This window comes from Actinoalloteichus spitiensis RMV-1378, assembly GCF_000239155.1.
GTDB lineage: Bacteria > Actinomycetota > Actinomycetes > Mycobacteriales > Pseudonocardiaceae > Actinoalloteichus_B > Actinoalloteichus_B spitiensis.
This window is the reverse complement of sequence record NZ_AGVX02000029.1, coordinates 1-16,985: the sequence shown is the minus strand read 5'-3', so window position 1 is coordinate 16,985 and position 16,985 is coordinate 1. Positions and strand designations below refer to the sequence as shown.

16 protein-coding genes, 1 tRNA gene and 3 pseudogenes are annotated in these 16,985 nt (G+C 68.0%); 7 read left to right on the top strand and 13 right to left on the bottom strand.

The genetic code is table 11. The features are described from left to right. A pseudogene (locus tag ACTIDRAF_RS0201625) lies at positions 1–190 on the top strand (hypothetical protein); the annotation flags it as partial. A 79-nt stretch (positions 191–269) separates the two neighbouring features. Then, positions 270–342, top strand: a tRNA-Ala gene (locus ACTIDRAF_RS0201620). Between the two features lie 799 nt (positions 343–1,141). On the opposite strand, the pseudogene ACTIDRAF_RS35505 reads toward ACTIDRAF_RS0201620, so the two are convergent. The 7 genes and pseudogenes from ACTIDRAF_RS35505 to ACTIDRAF_RS35500 form a co-directional block, all read right to left on the bottom strand. Continuing rightward, positions 1,142–2,014 (bottom strand): annotated as a pseudogene (locus ACTIDRAF_RS35505) (recombinase family protein); the annotation flags it as partial. Between the two features lie 166 nt (positions 2,015–2,180). After that, on the bottom strand, positions 2,181–2,381 hold the full coding sequence (locus tag ACTIDRAF_RS0201590) for a hypothetical protein (protein WP_026065671.1): 201 nt from the start codon (positions 2,379–2,381) through the stop codon (positions 2,181–2,183). Positions 2,382–2,387: 6 nt separating this feature from the next. Next, a complete protein-coding gene (locus tag ACTIDRAF_RS0201585) occupies positions 2,388–3,011 on the bottom strand; it encodes a hypothetical protein (protein WP_157162786.1) in 624 nt (207 codons plus the stop codon). A gap of 11 nt (positions 3,012–3,022) precedes the next feature. Further along, entirely contained in the window at positions 3,023–3,502 is a 480-nt protein-coding gene (locus ACTIDRAF_RS31690; RefSeq protein WP_016696963.1) for a single-stranded DNA-binding protein, read from the bottom strand. Positions 3,503–3,586: 84 nt separating this feature from the next. Further along, on the bottom strand, positions 3,587–5,371 hold the full coding sequence (locus ACTIDRAF_RS0201575) for a type IV secretory system conjugative DNA transfer family protein (protein WP_016696962.1): 1,785 nt from the start codon (positions 5,369–5,371) through the stop codon (positions 3,587–3,589). After that, the gene (locus tag ACTIDRAF_RS0201570; RefSeq protein WP_245533407.1) at positions 5,368–5,925 is read right to left on the bottom strand and encodes a hypothetical protein; all 558 of its coding nucleotides are present in this window, start codon (positions 5,923–5,925) and stop codon (positions 5,368–5,370) included. Before ACTIDRAF_RS0201570 ends, ACTIDRAF_RS0201575 begins: the two co-directional genes overlap by 4 nt. Before the next feature lie 228 nt (positions 5,926–6,153). Next, positions 6,154–6,435, bottom strand: a complete 282-nt coding sequence (locus ACTIDRAF_RS35500; RefSeq protein ID WP_157162785.1) for a transposase — start codon at positions 6,433–6,435, stop codon at positions 6,154–6,156. Between the two features lie 189 nt (positions 6,436–6,624). Here ACTIDRAF_RS35500 and ACTIDRAF_RS26690 point away from each other — a divergent pair. Then, positions 6,625–7,970 (top strand): annotated as a pseudogene (locus ACTIDRAF_RS26690) (IS256 family transposase). Here the strand turns inward: ACTIDRAF_RS26690 and ACTIDRAF_RS35495 are convergent. Further along, the gene (locus ACTIDRAF_RS35495) at positions 7,954–8,238 is read right to left on the bottom strand and encodes a transposase (RefSeq protein WP_211215242.1); all 285 of its coding nucleotides are present in this window, start codon (positions 8,236–8,238) and stop codon (positions 7,954–7,956) included. The pseudogene ACTIDRAF_RS26690 and the gene ACTIDRAF_RS35495 overlap by 17 nt on opposite strands. A 153-nt stretch (positions 8,239–8,391) precedes the next feature. On the opposite strand from ACTIDRAF_RS35495, the gene ACTIDRAF_RS31685 reads away from it, so the two are divergent. Continuing rightward, on the top strand, positions 8,392–8,742 hold the full coding sequence (locus tag ACTIDRAF_RS31685) for a hypothetical protein (protein ID WP_016696960.1): 351 nt from the start codon (positions 8,392–8,394) through the stop codon (positions 8,740–8,742). Positions 8,743–8,867: 125 nt separating this feature from the next. Here ACTIDRAF_RS31685 and ACTIDRAF_RS26680 read toward each other — a convergent pair whose 3' ends face one another. Both ACTIDRAF_RS26680 and ACTIDRAF_RS26675 read right to left on the bottom strand, forming a co-directional pair. Then, positions 8,868–10,334 carry an MFS transporter gene (locus tag ACTIDRAF_RS26680; protein WP_016696959.1) on the bottom strand — a complete coding sequence of 489 codons (1,467 nt, stop codon included), beginning with the start codon at positions 10,332–10,334 and terminating at the stop codon, positions 8,868–8,870. After that, positions 10,331–10,795, bottom strand: coding sequence for a hypothetical protein (locus ACTIDRAF_RS26675; protein WP_157162784.1), 465 nt, complete (start codon positions 10,793–10,795; stop codon positions 10,331–10,333). Before ACTIDRAF_RS26675 ends, ACTIDRAF_RS26680 begins: the two co-directional genes overlap by 4 nt. 70 nt (positions 10,796–10,865) lie before the next feature. On the opposite strand from ACTIDRAF_RS26675, the gene ACTIDRAF_RS0201545 reads away from it, so the two are divergent. Beyond that, entirely contained in the window at positions 10,866–11,441 is a 576-nt protein-coding gene (locus ACTIDRAF_RS0201545; RefSeq protein ID WP_026065669.1) for a TetR/AcrR family transcriptional regulator, read from the top strand. A gap of 954 nt (positions 11,442–12,395) precedes the next feature. On the opposite strand, the gene ACTIDRAF_RS26670 is transcribed toward ACTIDRAF_RS0201545, so the two are convergent. Both ACTIDRAF_RS26670 and ACTIDRAF_RS33530 read right to left on the bottom strand, forming a co-directional pair. Next, entirely contained in the window at positions 12,396–12,707 is a 312-nt protein-coding gene (locus ACTIDRAF_RS26670) for a response regulator transcription factor (protein WP_016696956.1), read from the bottom strand. A 953-nt stretch (positions 12,708–13,660) separates the two neighbouring features. Continuing rightward, positions 13,661–14,029 (bottom strand): hypothetical protein, encoded by a 369-nt coding sequence (locus tag ACTIDRAF_RS33530; RefSeq protein WP_157162783.1) that lies wholly within the window; start codon positions 14,027–14,029, stop codon positions 13,661–13,663. 182 nt (positions 14,030–14,211) lie between these two features. Here ACTIDRAF_RS33530 and ACTIDRAF_RS0201530 point away from each other — a divergent pair, with 182 nt between their 5' ends. Continuing rightward, positions 14,212–15,033, top strand: coding sequence for an SDR family oxidoreductase (locus ACTIDRAF_RS0201530; RefSeq protein WP_016696954.1), 822 nt, complete (start codon positions 14,212–14,214; stop codon positions 15,031–15,033). A 40-nt stretch (positions 15,034–15,073) separates the two neighbouring features. Further along, positions 15,074–16,000 carry a LysR family transcriptional regulator gene (locus ACTIDRAF_RS0201525; RefSeq protein ID WP_016696953.1) on the top strand — a complete coding sequence of 309 codons (927 nt, stop codon included), beginning with the start codon at positions 15,074–15,076 and terminating at the stop codon, positions 15,998–16,000. A 218-nt stretch (positions 16,001–16,218) separates the two neighbouring features. On the opposite strand, the gene ACTIDRAF_RS0201520 is transcribed toward ACTIDRAF_RS0201525, so the two are convergent. After that, positions 16,219–16,824, bottom strand: coding sequence for a TetR/AcrR family transcriptional regulator (locus ACTIDRAF_RS0201520; RefSeq protein ID WP_016696952.1), 606 nt, complete (start codon positions 16,822–16,824; stop codon positions 16,219–16,221). Positions 16,825–16,985 lie beyond the last annotated feature (161 nt).

Genomic DNA, 16,985 nt, shown 5'->3' with positions numbered 1-16,985 from the left:
GGTCGGCGGCGTGAGCCAGGGCGCGGGCGGGCAGCGGACGGGTGGCTCCGTCGCCGGCTACGTCCCCGGCGCCACGCAGCGTCCCAACCACCACGGCGCCTTCGCCGTCGAGTTGGACGACGACGACCCCGCCTTCGACGAGTTAGACGTACCGCACCACCCCTACTACCGCCGAGCGGTCGGGGAGTGAGCGCGGCGCCCGGCTGGGTGGGGGTGGGTGCACCCCCCTCGTCCGGGCGCTGCTATGCTTTCGACGCACAACGGAACACGGGGCTGTAGCGCAGTTGGTAGCGCGTCTCGTTCGCATCGAGAAGGTCAGGGGTTCGATTCCCCTCAGCTCCACGTAAAGTTGAACGTTCGAACCTTGCCCCGCATCATCGCGGGGCAAGGTTCCTTCGTTGTGTGACCTGGGGCTGGTGGCCAGGATGGTCTGGATCGCTTCGGTCGGTTGGAGGGTGGCGCCGTCCTCGTCATCGATGGTGATGCGGTCGAACAGCGCCCGGGTGAGCATCCGCCGCTCGGACGGTTCGGCCTTGGCGTAGACGTCGCCGATGTCGGTGAGGAGCCCGAGGATCGCGTCGAGTCCAACCTTGGCCTTGTCGTAGGTCGTCTCCAACGTGTCGAGCCGACCGGTGATCGCTTGAAGGCTGGCGCGGATGCGGTCTTGCTCTGTCTTGAGCAGGTCGATGGGGATCGCATCGGCGTAGTGGGCTTGGAGGAGCTTGACCTGTTCGGCTTCGAGTTTGGTCTTCTGCCCGGCCAGCAGCTTCTGCTCGTCGCTGGTGGACTCGGCGAGGGTGTCGAACACCTGCTCGAGCACGTCCTGGATCTGCGCGGCCTCGTCGGTACTGACCGACAGGGACCGGTAGCCGTCCTCGATGGTCTGCTCGACGCGGTGGGTGAGGACGGCGGTGCGCTGGCAGTTGTTGCGCTTGAACCGGCGGCCGGTGCAGGTGAAGTAGTCGTAGGCGACGCCCTGGTGGTTGCGGGGCCGCTCGAACATGAGCCGTTTCCCGCAGGCGCAGTAGATCGAGCCTTTGAGGTAGTGGTCGTACTTCTGTGGCTTGTCGCCGACGACGTGGTTCTGCTGGAGGATCGTCTGCACCTGCTTGAACGTCTCTGGCGTCACGAGCGGATCGTGCGTGCCGGGGTAGGTGACCTCGCGGAAGGTGACGATTCCCTGGTAGTAGGGGTTGGTGAGGATCTTGTGCAGCGCGGTCGTGGTGACCGGCTTCGCGGGGAACGACGGCGTGGGCCGGGTGGTGAGGCCGCGGGTCTCCAGCTCGCGGGCCAGCTTCGATAGCGACCAGTCGCCGGTGGCGTAGGCGGTGAACGCGAACCGGATTAGCTCGGCCCGGTCGGGGTCGATGCGCACCTCGCGTACTTCGTGCCCGCCCGCGTCGACGGTGCGGATGTTGAGGTAGCCGATGGGCGCCTTGTGCGGGGTGCCGCCGATGGACGCTTTCTGCACGAGCCCCTTGGTGACCTCCTGGGCGAGGTTCAGGGAGTAGAACTCGGCGATGGAGGCCATGATGCCGTGCATGAGCATCCCGGAGGGGGTCTCGTCGATGTTCTCCATGACGGACACGAGCGTGACCCCGGCCTGGCGGAGGGTGGCGTGGATGATCGCGTCATCGAGCCGGTTGCGGGCGATGCGGTCGACCTTGTTGATGATGCAGTATCGGACGGGGTGCCCGGCGAGGTAGTCGAGCATCTCCTGGAGCGCTTTGCGGCGCGCGGTCTTGCCGGACTCGCCGGGCTCGATGAACTCCGCGACGATGACCGCGTTCAGCTGGTCGGCCTTGCGCTGTGCTGCGTCGCGCTGCGCGGGGATGGAGAGGCCTTCTTCGAGACCGTTGCGGGTGGCCTGGTCCTTGGTGGAGACCCGCAGGTACGAGATCGCGGGCACCTTCCCATCAGGAAGGGCGGTCGCCTCGTGGGAGGGTTTCGGGCCGGCGGCGAGGGTGCGTAGGGCGCCGAGGTCGAGGCCGGCGGGGAGGTCGAGGAGCGTCATGGTCGTGACTGCCTTTCGGGCTCTTACCCAGCCCCAGCATTGGGGTTGGGTGCGGGCGCCGACTGGCGGTCACGACACAAATTGGGGAGGCCTGCCGAACCGGGACGGGTTCGGGCAACAGATGGGTTAGCCGGTAGCGCCCTGGGATGGACGTACAACAGGGATTCTACCGTTCGCTGCTCATCAGCGCCCGGAGCTGGTCTCCGGCCTGACCGATCGGGCTAGCGATGCCGGCTTCGCGCAGGGCGACGCGGATGAGGACTTCGGCGATCTTCTCGGTGTCGATCTGCTCTCGCCTCGTGAACGCGACCCGCAGCCGCCGATCCGATGATGGGCGCTGGGTCTTGCGCTGATAGTTCCGCACCATCACCGCTCACCCGCCTTCTGGATCCGCGCCCTCGTCGAGGTCGGCGTCGTCGAGGCGGGCGAAGAAGGCGTCTTCGGCGGCTTTGCGGCGGGCGACTTGTTCGATCACGAAGGCCACGAAGTCCTCGCGCCGGTTTGTGATCGGGATGTCTTCGACCGGCGGGGCCGGGGGTTCGCCGGGCCAGGCGGTCTGCCGGTCGGGGCGGTCCCGATCCAGGCGGGTGCCGGAGGCGGCGACCCAGTCGCGGAGCCGATGCCGGGTGGCGGCGAAGTCGCGGTGCCATCCGATCGCGGCCGAGGCGTCCTGTTCTGGGTCGTACGCGGCGAGCCAGTGCAGATGCAACGCGGAGAGCTCCCATTTGAGTGCCGGATGCCGGTGCCACATCGGCGGGATCACCGAGGCGGGCAGCGCGTACTCTCTCCTGACCCACTCGACCCACCGGTTCAGGGCGAGCCATTCCTGCTCCAGATCGTGCGCGAGCAGCAGGTTCCAGTTCACAGGCCGCGGTGGCCCCGGCGCATCATCGTCGGGTCCGGTCGGCCCGAAGTCTTCGTCCTCCCACTCGTCCTGCTGACCCTCGTCGTCGGGGGTCGTCTCGTCTGCGGGCGGGAGCGTGGTGTCGTCGTTCATCATCCGGCTCCTCACATGGCCCGGGCGTGCTGCTCGTGGCCGGGCTGTTCGTGCTCGGGCGGCTCGAAGCCGACCTGCCGCTGCGGCTGCTGCCGGTTCGGGGACTCCATCTGGGAGAGCCGGCGCGGGCTGCCCACGTGGGTGTTCATGCGGGCGAGATCGTGGCCGAACCGGCTCGCGATGAACTCGGTCTCCTCGACCCCGGTCTTGGGGTTCGTGCTCGGCTCGGTGTGCCCGATCGCGAGGAACCAGTCGCCTTTGGCGAGCTTGCGATCGCCGGCTTCGGCCGCCCCGCGGAACGCGACGACATCGTGGAAGGTGGTGGGGAGCTTGATCCTGGACCCGTCGGGTGCGAACTGGTAGTGCTCCTGCCCGGCCCGGAAGTACAGGCGCGGCTTGCCGTCGTGCGTGGTCGGCTTCGGATTCGAGGCGACGAACCCGTAGAAGGCTTCACTGATCTCCGGGTCGACGCCTGGTTTCTGCTCGCTCATCGTGTGCTCCTGCTCTGCTCATGCCGCTCGCTCCTCATCGGGGCTGCTCGTGGCAGGCAGGTGCACCCGACCACCCCGGCGGGGTTACTGCTGGTGGGCGTTGTGCAGGAGCTGTTCGACCTCGGCTCGAGCCGACTGGATCTGCTTGCCGTCGGGGCGGTCGGGCCAGGCGCGCAGGTCGGTGACGATCGGCGGTGCCGAGCGCAGCAGGGTCACGGCGGTGCCGAACGGGAGAGTTCTGATCCGGTCTGGCGGGAGGATCGCGACCCGCCGCACGCTGCGTTGGTAGGAGCGGGAGCCGTAGTCGCCGACGGTGGTGGTGTTGGTGAGCTCGTCGCGTTCCCCGATGAGCGTGGAGAGGTCTTGGAGGTCGCGGCTGTTGGAGGCGCCGCCGAGGATGATTTTCACGATGGACGCGTCCCAGATCGCGCCGGCCTGGTGCTCGTTCCACTTGTCCCGAGCCTGCGCGAGGGACTGGAGCACGGCGAGGGTGGTGATGCCGGTGCCGCCGCCCTCGGCCATCAGGGTCGGCAGGCTGGGCAGGGGCGCGAGGTTCCCGATCTCATCGAGCGCCAGCAGCATAGGCGGGTCGAGTCTCGCGCCGGTGGAGCGGGCGGCCATGCGCCGGGCGGTCTCCACGAGGTCTTCGACCAGCGCGGCAACGAGCGCGGCACTGTTCCCGGCCCCGGCGCCGGTGGCGAGGAGGAACAGGGTGCCGCGCTCGCGGATGAACGTCTCGGGGTCGAACTCCTCACCCTCGGCGGGTGAGACGGCATCGAGCACCCGCGGGTCCGCCAGCGCCGCCAGCGAGAGGCTGACGCCCTGCCAGATCGAGTCGCGGGTTCGCGGGTCGGCGTCGATCATCGATGCGAGCGAGTCCGCCCATCCGGTCGCCGCCTGCGGGTGGTTGGTGAGGATCGCGACCGCGTCCGCCGCGGATGTGGGGTCGAGGGTCCACCGGAACAGCTCAGAAGGGCTGCGCCGCTCGAGGACGGCGGCGTGCAGCAGCGCTTGGAGGGCGGCTTTGGTCTTGCCTTCCCAGAAGTCTCCGCCTTCGACGCCGCCAGCGGACAGGCCGGTGGCCGACGCGAGGCCGGCGGCGCGGATCATCGCGGTCTGCGGGGACTCGCACCCGCGGATCGGTGACCATCGCATCCCCGCCGGCAGGCCCTCGGCGAGATGCTGGGGGTCGAACACCGCCACCGAGCCTACACGTCTTCTCGCGCGGAGGCACGCGGTGACGTTATCCGGCCGGGTGCTGGTGGTGACGACGGCGCCGGGGGCATCGAGGATCGCCGGGATGATCAGGTGCAGGCCTTTGCCGGAGCGGGGCGGGCCGATCAGCAGGATCGAGTCCTCCACGCTCGCCCACACCTCCCGGCGGTGCGCCGTGCCGAGCCGATACCCGACATCACCCGGCCCAGGCGTGTCCAGGCTGGGGCGCAGAGTGCCGGCCCGCCGAATGAGCGCTTTCGCCGACGCAGCCGTCGCGACCTCGTGCCCGGTGGCGGTGCCCTCCTGCCGGTGCGGATCGCCCGCGGCCTGCCGGATCGTGCGGCGGATCAGGCTCCAGGCCCAGAGCCCCGCCACGGCCAGGGCGGTGAGCATGAGGGCGGCGGTGATCCAGTAGGCGACCGGGTTCAGGCCGTCGGCGCCGAGCTGCCCGCCCGGATCGCCTGGGTGGAAGAACACCGTGATCCCGCCGGTCGCCCCGGCGGTCGGCTGAGGTGTGCCAGTGAGGAACGCGGCGACGCTGCCCGCCGTACGGAGCACGAAGGCGACCCCGAGCATCCCGCCGATGGCGATGAGCAGGATGTTGGTGAGTTCGTCGCCCGTCGGTTGGCCGGCGCGGCCCTGCGCCCCTGTCACGACAGACCCCGCACGGCGATCGTGCCCGAGACCCGCCCGACCAGCACCACCTCACCCGCCTTCGCCGCGGCGACGACCTCGGGGTCGAGGAGGGCCCGGGCCCGCCCGTCAGGGGCCGCGTCCGTGTGAGCGACGATGACGGCGACGGCGACGTCTTCACCGGAGATAAACCCCTCACCGCCATCGACCCGGATGGGGTCGGCCCCGCGGCGACGCCGGCCCGGCTTCCTCACCGGTTCCGGCTGCGGCTCGGGTTTCGGGGCGGGGCGTTCGGCGGCGGGAAGGATGTCGGTGAACGTGCTGCCGTCCACTTCGTGCACGGTCACGCGCACCGGGATCGCCCGGTCGTGAGTGACGTGATCGATGATCTGCGCGAACATCGCCCGCCGCCACGCCCCCACATCCTCCGGCGCAGCCACCGGATGGTGGTTGAGGGTCGCGGCGAGGGTGCCGTCCTCGTGCACGTCGAGTACGAGATGCGGCACCACCACCGGCGCGGACGAATCAGGAGAATCAGGGGTAAGTCTCATGCCCGCCAGGTGCACCCGCACCATCCGGCGCTCCTAGGGTGTGTCTGTTAGATGGTTGAGCCAGGCGATCACGCCGTTGAGGACGATCGCGGCTCGATACATGACTGCGTGTTTGTCGTATCTGGTCGCGAGGCCTCGCGATTGTTTGAGCCGGCAGTAGCCGCGTTCGATCACGTTCCGGCCCCGATATTTCTCGGCGTCGAACTTCGGCGGGCAGTCTCCGAGCGAGCCGCGTCGTCTGCGGTGTCCTTACTAGTCGCCAGGTTCCGGGATGACGGCCTCGATGCCGCGTCGACGCAAGTGAGTTCGGTTTGCCCGAGAGGAGTATGCCTTGTCACCGAGCGCAGTCTCGGGTCGTGTCCTGCGGCCGACGCGGAGCTGTTCCAGCAATGGAACGAACATCGGCGAGTCACCGTCCTGTCCCGCCGTGCAGATCGTCGCCAGGGGCAGGCCATGACCCCCGACGAATTGGTGTGTTTTCGTAGACAGGCCGCCGCGTGAGCGGCCGATCGCGTGGTCAGGCGGCTCGACCAACAGATTCGTGTAATTCGACGAACCCCTTTTTTACGGGAGTGACGTTCGTCGCGTGCTGATGCGCTCTGGCGATCGTGGAGTCGACCGACACGTCCCACTTGATCAGCCCGGCCCGGTCGGCGTGCTCAGAGCCTGTCAAATGGTCTGTGTAAGGGGTGAGGTTCATCTCTGAAGGAGACACTTGTGACTATGAATGCGATCAGCCCGGAACGCGAGGAGCGTCGCCGCCGGCAGAAGGAGCTCGCCGACCAGTTGAAGGCGTCGGGAGCGATGGATGAGCTCTTCGCGAAGATCGATGCGGGCGAGGCGCTCACTGGCGAGCAGGGCCTGCTGGGCGGGATGGTCAAGGCTGCGCTGGAGCGGGGTCTGGACGCGGAGCTGACCGAGCACGTCGGCTACGACCGGGGCGACGCGGAGGCGTCGCTGTTCCCGAACTCCCGCAACGGCACCACGTCGAAGACGGTGTCGACCGAGATCGGTGATATCGAACTGGCGGTCCCGCGGGATCGGAACGGGTCGTTCACCCCAATGCTGGTCCCGAAGGGGCAGCGCCGGTTGGACGGGCTTGATGGGATGATCATCTCGCTCTATGCCGGCAGGATGACGATCCGCGATATTCAGCACCACTGAACACGATCGGCACGGACCTGTCGCACGAGACGATCTCGAAGATCACCGATCAGGTCGCCGACGAGGTCCTCGCCTGGCAGACCCGCCCGCTCGAGTCGCTCTACCCGGTGATCTACTTGGATGCGATCATCGTGAAGATCCGCGACGGCGGTCACGTGCGTAACAAGGCCGCGCATATCGCTGTCGGCGTCGACATGGACGGCATCAAGCACGTCCTGGGCATCTGGGTGCAGGCCACTGAGGGCGCGAAGTTCTGGGCGTCGGTCTGCGCCGAGCTCGCCAACCGCGGTGTCCGCGACGTGCTGATCGTCTGCTGCGACGGGCTGACCGGATTCCCCGAGGCGATCGCGGCGACCTGGCCGGAAGCGACCGTGCAGACCTGTGTCGTGCACCTCATCCGCGCGGCGATGCGGTTCGTGAACTACAAGGACCGCAAGGCCGTCGCGGCGGCGTTGAAGCCGATCTACCAGGCCGCAAACGAAGACGCCGCGCTGGAGGCACTCGCGGAGTTCACAGCATCCGAGCTTGGCAAACGGTATCCGTCAGCGGTGAAGTCGTTCGAGGACGCGTGGGACCGGTTCACACCGTTCCTCGCGTTCCCACCCGCCCTGCGACGGGTGATCTACACGACCAACGCGATCGAGTCGCTGAACTACCAGCTGCGGAAGATCACCAAGAACCGCGGGCACTTCCCGAACGATGCCGCCGCGGTGAAGCTGCTCTGGCTGGCGATCTGTGACATCGAGGACAAGCGGGCCCGCGAACGAGAGAAGGAACGCGGGCTCCCCGCAGCCAAACGCAAAGCGTCCGGAAGGCTCATCGAGGGCAACGTCACCACGAACTGGAAGCAAGCACTCGAGCAGCTCGCGCTGGCCTACCCCGAACGAATCACCCCCTACCTCTGACCACCAATTCCGAACCGCTTACACAGAAAACTTGACAAGCCCCGTGCTCATGGAGACGACGCTGGACGAGATCCCAGGTGCCATCATCGGCCAGGCGCTTATGCCACTGCCAGACGGTCTGCCACGGCCCGAACACCTCGGGCAGATCACGCCAGGCGATCCCACACCGGTATCGGTAGATGACCGCTTCGACCATCAACCGGGCATCCGCGAACGGCGCCCCTTCTTTCCTGTCGGGCCAGGCATGACATCCGAGATCAGAGCCCACTGATCATCCGAGAGAAGCTGAAATCGCGACACAACACCAACGATCCCAGCCCCCACCAAAACCATTTAACAGACACACCCTAGGGATGAAGGCGGCGAGGCGATGTCGGATCGAACGGCCTAGCATATCGCGTCTGCGAACGGCTGGTGGGGCGTGTTCGGGAAGAAACGCGGCAACAACGGCAAGAAGTCCGGACCCGCCGTCCACGACGATCTCCGCGTCGTCCTTGACGAGCACCGCAGTGAGCGTCACCGGTTCGTCGCTTCCCGGCCGAACCAGCTCTGGGTGGGGGACATCGAGCGCCACGAGGCGCTTCTGAACCTTGCGGTGGTGAGTCGTGAACCGCGGGAACAGCAGCGACGCTTGCTGCCGGTGATCGAGCCCTCAGATCTGGAAGTGCGGCCGGAGCATCGAGCGTTCGTGCTCGAGCCTGACGACCCCGCTCCGGGGTATCGGCGGATCGGACAGGCGGCGGTCGCCGGATGGGGGCGCCCGCAGGAGTAGGCGAAGCGCAGGTCCGGATCGAACAGGCAGGACGGATGGACGGGTTGTTCGATCCGGATGGACGCAGCGTACCTGGTCAACTCCCGGAATGCCCATCGGGTGCTGAAGCTGGCCTCGAAGGACCCTCATTTCTGTTCATGGGCCTCCCCATGGTGCCCATCGCGCGCCTGCCGAGAGGTCGCCGGATCCGGACCCTCGCGGGGCAAGACGGCCCAGGCGATGACGGCGACGGCGATGAGCAACCCGGCGGCGGTCGTCATGGCGGCGGCGTAACCTGCCGTCACGGCCGCCGGGGAGGTGTCAGCGCCGGTCACGACGTGCGCGACGGTGCCGAGCGCGGCCAGCCCAAGGGTGGCGCCGAGCTGTCGCGCGCTGCTGAGCAGGCTCGACGCCGTGCCGACCTCGTGCGAGGCCACGCCGACCGTTCCGGTCGAGACGATCGGCCCGAGGCAGATCCCGAAGCCGACGCTCGCGACGATCGAGGGGCCGAGCACGTCGGCGGCGAAACCGCCGTCGGGCGAGATGAACCCGAACCAGGCGAACCCGGCCGCCGTCATGGCTGCCCCGCTGGCGATCAGAGCCCGCCTGCTGAACGTCTGGTCGATGCTGGCCGCGAGGAGGGATCCGGCGATGATCCCGAGCGCGAAGGGCAGGAACATCACGCCCGTCACGGCAGGGCCATGCCCGAGCACGTCCTGGATGTACAGTGACATGAGGTAGAAGGCCGAGGTGATCGACGCGCCGATCAGCAGGTTGCCCAGGTTCGCGCCGACCACCGACCGATTTCGCAGGAGCCCGAGCCGCAGCAGCGGATCCGTCGTCGCGCGGTGCTCGACGGCGACGAACCCTGCCAGTAACCCCGCCGCGGCGACAAGGCACAGGAGCGTGTGTGGGGACGCCCAGGACTGACGGTCGGTGTTGACCACGCCGTAGACGAGCAGTGTCATCCCGGCCGTCGCGAGCACGGCCCCGGCGACGTCGATCCGGCCCCGCGCAGACCGCTGCCGGTCTGCCGCGACGCCGGTCCGGGTGAGGACCAGCGCGACCACCGCGACGGGGACGTTGACGAACATGACCCAGCGCCAGCCGACATACTCCGTGAGGACTCCGCCGACCAGCACTCCGAGCGCGGCTCCGAGGGCATTCATCGCGCTCCAGACACCGAAGGCACGCGCCCTGGCCGGCCCGCCGGGAGGGAAGGTCGCACTCAACACGGCCAGGGACGCCGGCTGAAGCGCGGCGGCGCCGACGCCCTGGACCGCGCGGGCCGCGATCAGGTGACCGGACGTGAGCGCGAACCCTCCCGCGAGCGAGGCGATCCCGAAGAGCGCGAGCCCGGCCAGGAGCACCCTCCGGTGACCGTACCGATCGGCCGCCTTTCCCCCGAGTAGCAGCAGCCCGCCGAAGGTGAGCGCGTAGGCGTGGATGAACCAGCTCAGCTCGACCGGTCCCGCGGCCAGGTCCTCGCCGATGCCCGGCAGGGCGACGTTCACGACCGACAGGTCGAGTGAGACCAGCAACTGCACCAGCGACACCGCCGCCAGAGTCACGCGCGGGCTCGCGTCGCCCCTCACGGTCGCCTCGGTGCTCATCGCGCGCGTCTGGTGAACATTGCGGCCACCGCTAGCACGCCCACCACGCACGGTGCCAACAGGGCCCACCCGAAGACGGGGGCGAGCCCGGTCACGCCGGAGGTATCAGGGGTGACCAGGCCGGTAAGCGCGACCAGGATCCCGGCCGCGCACAGGACACCGCCGACCCATGCTGCGGCCCACCGCCGGCCGGTGTGCACGAGCAGCAGGGTCGCGCCCCAGCCGGCCATGCCGAGCACGCCGACGGAGACGAGGATCGCCACGTATGCCCCGGCAGCCGAATCGATCTGATCGGACGGGTAGGAGGGATAGCCGATTTCGATCTGTCCCGCGAGGAGTCTCGTCGTTGACGGGTCGATGAGCGCCCAGGCCGTAACCGCCGCGGTGACGGCAAGCCCCGCCCACAGCGCCGGCCGTACCCCTCGGCTCATTTCTGACGTTTGAGAAAGTGACTGTCTCATAGGAAGTCACTATACGGTGTCATTCCACGCCAGAGCAAGTGACTTTCTTTTCGGGTGCTACTCTCTGTCTATGGCAGGTCTTCGTGAGCAGTGGCGGCGCAACGCGATGCAGGTGATCCAGCAGAAGGCGCTGGATCTATTCGAGGAGCGGAGCTTCGATGCGGTGACGATCGAGGCGGTCGCCGCGGCGGCCGAGGTGTCGCCCTCCTCGGTGTACCGCTACTTCGGCACGAAGGAGGGGCTGCTTGTCGTCGACGAGTTCGACGCGATGAGCGCCGACGAGGTCGCCGCGACCGTGGATCCCGTCGATCCGGTCGGGAGCCTGCTGCGCATGGTCCGCAGATACGAAGCGCCCGCAGATGGTGCTGCGGCGCTGCCGGACGCCTGGCGGCGGGTACCGTTCTTCTTCAGCGTCCCATCGGTGCGGGCGGCGCTTCTGGCATCCGCGGACGCGACCGGGAAGCGCATCGCGCCCCTCATCGCGCAAGCAGGGACGTTCAGCCCGTCGCAGGCCCGCGTGCTCGCCAACGCGCTCACCTTCGGATACCTCGCGACCCTGGAACTGTGGTTCGACGACGGGCAGACCCGCCCCATCGCCGCCTACGTCGAAGAAGGCCTCGCCCCCTTACGGGCACTCTGGATCTAGCTGTAGTTGGGCATGACGTTGTCGACGCCGACGCGGAGGCGTGAGGCCGGGGGCTGGTCGCCGCAGGCAGTGTAGAGCTGATGTCGGAGTCCAGGTGCTGCCACCAGGATCGACGGGCGACACGGCACCGCTTTCTGGCACGTTCTCGACTCATGGCTGCTCTGTCCGGGGGCGACGGTCGTGGTCGAAGCCGCTGCCTGGTCCGGTTCGCTGCGCGTGGTCACCGAGGAGCATCGACTGGGCGTCGCGTCGGTGCGGTGCCCGGTCCGGCGACGAGAGTGAACGGCATCGGCCCGCACGAGCCGGTGCGTACCGGCATCCGGCGATTTGTCACGTCCGCGACGGACGTCGAGGAGCTAGTATCTCACCCGGGGGCGGGCGCACGGCCCTGGCCCCTGAGTTCCACCGTCGTGAAGCACCGGGAACGGTGACGCGTTCCATGTAGACCGTTGAGCAGGTCCGTGAGCATAGCATGTTGGACGAATGTGAGGCCCACTTCTTTGCGCGTATCCACTGTCCGGCTCAAAGTTCACGTTGCCGGGAGACCAGCGGTGCTGGCCGGTGCCGTCCATCGGCCACGCCTCGACGGGCAAGCTCGCTGGGCACTCCTTCGGCGCGGCCCGGTCGATCTTCTGCGCGGTCGACTCCGTAGTCGTGCCGAGTGGCATTGAGTCGGTACTGGCGTACCGGTCGCGAAATGAGGGGATGACCTCGCCGGGCCGGACGGACACAACAATGAAGAGTCATTGATCGAGCAACGTCCTATGAAGTAACGCTCCTGCCCGGTCCGGTCACCCGGAACGAACGTGGCCGCGGAGCGAGTCGACCCGTCGGTGTCAGGACAGCACCGCCAGGAGCGCGTCAGTTAATCTGAAGGTCAGACCCGCCCCGAGGCCACGACACCATCTTCATTGTTAATCAGACAGTCCCCCACGTAGTGCCTCGTCAGTGGTGTCATGTGATGAGTCCGTGTCGGTAAGCGGTGATGGCGGCGTGGACACGGTTATCGATGCCAAGGGTGTTGAAGAGTTGGGAGATGTACTGTTTGACGGTGCCTTCGGATAGGTGCATGGCTTTGCCGATCTGGGCGTTGGAGAGCCCCTGGGCGATGTGGGTGAGGAGCTCGATCTGGCGCTCGGTGAGCAGGGTGGTGAGTTCGTCTCGCGCGGTTCGGGTGCGGTGGCCTGCTCGTTGCTCGGCGGCGAGCCAGCGGGCGACTCGGGGGGAGAACGCACCCCGCAACCTCGCCACGCTTGTGAACACCACTGGTACGAAGTCTCTGCTGCCACCCCGGATCGCAGCAATCCTCGGGGCTATCGAGTAACACCCCGACAGGGGCGTCGAGACTCACCGCACTCGCCCATGAGTGTCCCGAAGCTTCACCCCCGCAGCGAGGAGCGCGACACGCACGGAACTGGGGTTGAATCCAAGGCGCGCGCCCACGCTCGCCAACGACTCACCCTGTTCGTAACGGCGACACATCTCAAGCACCAGCGCAGGAGAGGGCTTCTCTCGACGGAGCCGGACCCCTCGCTCGCGCAAATGACTTGAGAGGCGTTCACGACTCACCCCCAGATCCTTCGCGATGGTCCGCAGGATCTCCCCACCCCGATACCTCCGCGCGGCCTCAAGCAGCATCGTTTCCGTCAAGCGCGTCACCGGGCGCGGCAACTGCTCCAAAGACGCCTGGCGAACCAACGAGTCCCGACGCCGAATCGCGTGATGCGACGACACGGCCCGCGTCAGCGCCGGGGCAAGGTTCGAACACTGTCGCGCTACCTCCACCATAGAGGGCCTACTGGCGCCTCGACTCCGCTTATCGAAGCAGGCCCGTCTCCGCTGGAGGCGGGCGTAGTGGTGTTCTGGGTGTCGGGCTGGACGGCGTGGTGGTGAGCACCGCGGGCGCCGTGCGTTCGTGCTCTGCGATGCGAGGTCCTCGTCGATCAGACGATCGTGGCGGCCCGTGCTTCCGTCGCCCGAGCAGGTCGCCCAGCCGGGTGGGTAGCGACGACGCGGCATGTGGGGCCGGCTCAGGGATCGCCCTCTGCTCAGCTGGATGTTGGGCGAGGGCGGCGGCCGTACCGCTCCCTGTGCGCGTGGACGAGGGTTCGCACGAGGCTCGGTTTGGGGGCGCGGCGAATGTTCTCCTTGGTGAAACGCGCCTCGTCGGCAGGGTGTCCTGATTCCCGGTCGTCTTTCAGGAATGAGCGCGCGAAGAATCATTCCTCCCCTTCGGGAATCTCCCGATGGATGGTGGTGATCGTGACCGTCTCGCGTCCTATCTGGAGACGATCCGCCCTCGGTCGATGCTCGTGCTGGCTGACCAGGTCGGTGTGCTGGTCAGGCTGCCGCGTCGTCGTCACCGGTGCGCGGGCGAATATGAGCCGGGTATCCGGTGTGGGAACACCAAGGCGTTTCGGCGTGGCTGCTGAGATGATGTTCGCGCTGGGGCGGTGACGACGTCGGTGGGTCAGGGCATGTCGGTCCCGGGTCCACCGCCGAATGTCGGTATGCGAGCCGCGCATGGCAGCAGTGCGAAGGTATCGCTTGTCGTCATTCCTGTTCTCCCGCAGGGTGGTGGTGACCACCAGGTAGGGGATACGGGCACCGTGAACGAAGCGAAGAGCGGGTCGGGAGTGGGGCCGCTGATCTCGTTGACCGGAGTGGTGGTCAGGAAGGTCGGGCGAGTCCGTCGCGGCGTGGACGCGGTGCGATCGCGCGCCGGATTCCACTCGACACCACAAAGCGGAGTAGAGAACAGGGAACCAGCATGACCACGTGGTTGATCACGGGGGCTTCTCGCGGTCTCGGTCGCGAGCTCGCCGAACAGGTCCTGGAGCGCGGAGACAGGGTCGCCGCGACGCTTCGGGAGCCCGAGCGGCTCGACGGCCTCGTCGAGGAACATGGTGATCGGCTGTGGCGGAGGCAGATGGACGTCACTGACACCGCACGGATCGAGAAGGTACTCGGGGAGGCGTTCGCCGACCACGAGCGTATCGACGTCATCGTGTCCAACGCTGGTTACGGCGTCTTCGGTGCTGGCGAGGATCTCACCGACGCACAGGTCGAGCGCGTGATCGCCACCAATCTCACCGGCTCGATCCAAGTCGCGCGCCGAGGCGTCCCGTTGCTGCGTGACCAGGGTGGCGGGGTGCTCGTCCAGCTTTCGAGTATGGGCGGGCACATCACCTTTCCAGGATTCGCGATCTACCATGCCAGCAAGTGGGGAGTCGAAGGCTACTTCGAGGCACTCGCCCAGGAGATCGAGCCGTTCGGGATCAGGACCGTCCTCGTCGAGCCGGGCATGGTCCGGACGGGTTTCTACGACGCGGCCGAACGGGTCCCGGTCAGTGAGCCCTATCGTGGCGGGCCCGCGGACTTTCCCACACCGAAGGTCGACGGCATGGTCGGCAGCCAGTCGGGCGTCGCACACGCGATCATCGAGGCCGTGACGTCCGGTAACCCGCCCCTGCGGCTGCTGCTGAACTCGGATGCCTACGACGCCGTCACCTCCACCGTGCGGCGACGACTCGCTTCGTTGGAGAGCCAGCGGGACTCCTCCCGTGCGGCGGACGAGGAACGCACCCGGTGATGAGCGGAATCCGCCGCCACTGGTGCGGATACTTGCTGACATGTCCGAGGTGACGCTCGTTGGCTTGCGCGTGGTGGTGGAAGTCGCTCGACGAGGATCCTTCACCTCGGCCGCCGAGGCGTTGGGTTACACGCAGTCCGCCGTGTCACGGCAGGTCAGCGCGGCGGAACGCGCGGTGGGAAGCCCTTTGTTCGAGCGGCGGGCGCGCGGTGTCCAACCCACCGCGGCCGGTGAGATCCTCCTACGGCACGCCAGGAAGGTCCTCGCGCACCTGGAGGCGGCCGAACTGGAGGTGGCCGGCCTGCGGGACCGGATCGCGGGCCGGCTGGTCGTGGGAGCCTATCCGACGGCCGCCGCCGCGCTCCTGCCCCAGGCCATCGCACGCTTACGCGCGGCTCACCCGGCGTTGACGGTGCGACTCTGGGAATCCGGCAGCCCCACTCAGATGCGCAGGCTACGGGCGAGGCGCATCGAGGTCGCGGTGGTGGCCGTCGGGGACGGGCTGCCCGACTACGACTTCACCGGCCTGCGCACCGAGGCGGTCCGCACCGGCAGCGGACTCGGCGTCGCGGTCAGCATCGATCATCCGTTCGCCGAGCGGGACGAGGTGGACACCCACGACCTCGCTGACCAGGTGTGGATCGTCGGTACGAGCAAGGAGGACGAACCGCAGTTCGGCGCGTGGCCGACGCTTGCCCATCCCACCATCGGCTACGGGACGCCAAGCTGGCAGACACGCCTGGGTCTCGTCGCCGCCGGCCTCGGCATATCCGTCCTGCCCGGTCTGGCGGCTGGCACCGTGCCCCGGGGAGTGACGTGGGTGCGTGTTCGCGATACCGCGTTCGTGCGACGGCGCGAAACCCTGCTGGTCACGGACGGAGACCGTTCCGCCGCCGCCAGCGCCTTCATCCGCGCGGTTCGCGACGGGCTCCCCACCCCGGCCGAGGCGACCGAGCCACCCTCGTGATCCGACGAGCAGGATCGGCACCCGGGCACACGCCACGCAGGTCGGGCGGTGTTCCCGCGCTCCGACCTCGCACCGTCGGAGCAACGCGCTTCCTCGGTCCGGGTGGTGGTGAAACCAGGCGGTGGCGGGCACGTCTCGACCTGGTCGGGGGTGCATGTGTCTCTGACGTTCCCGCCGGGCCCACCGCGACCTGATGCGCCGCCGCCGGGACGCCCGGCTCACCCAGTGGGGCGCGTTCCTCGGAGGAAGCGGTCGACGGCGGCTTCCACGAGGTCGTCGAGCAGTTCCGGTTCGACGATGTCGCCGTTGGCGAAGGTCGCGAGTCCCTGGAGGGTGGCGAGTAGGACGATGCCGATGCGTTCGGGGTCCCCCGCCTCCAGCGCGCCCTGGTCCTGCCCCTGGACGATCAGGCTGTTGAGCAGTGTGAACGGTGCGGCCGCCGCGTCGACGACCCGTCGCGCGCCCGGTCGGTGCTTGCTGGTGTACATGAGTTCGAGCAGTGCGGCGTTCTCGGTGGCGAAGCGCGTGTAGGCCGTCGCCGCGGCGCGCAGACGTGCCGGGAAGCCGTCGCCGGCTGCCGCGAGGGCGGTGCGCAGGACGGCGTCGAGGCGGGCGAACCCCGCTTCGGCGAGCGCGTCCAGCAGCGCCTGGCGGTCGGGGAAGTGGCGGCGGGGTGCGGCGTGGCTGACGCCGACCTCCCTGGCCAGGTCACGGAGGGACAGCTGGTCGGAGCCGTGCTCGGCCAGGGAGCGCTCGGCCGCGTCGAGCAGGGCGGCGCGGAGGTTCCCGTGGTGGTAGGGGCGTTCGGGGGTCGTGGCTGGCACGCCCCGAGGGTAGCGAACTGTGTTTTCGTTGACGACATTGTTTTCAGTGGCTACTTTGTAGCTCATGACAACATTCAGTGCGTCGGACGTTCCTCCCATGGCCGGCCGGACCGTGGTCGTCACGGGGGCGAACAGCGGGATCGGCCGGGCGGCGGCCCAGG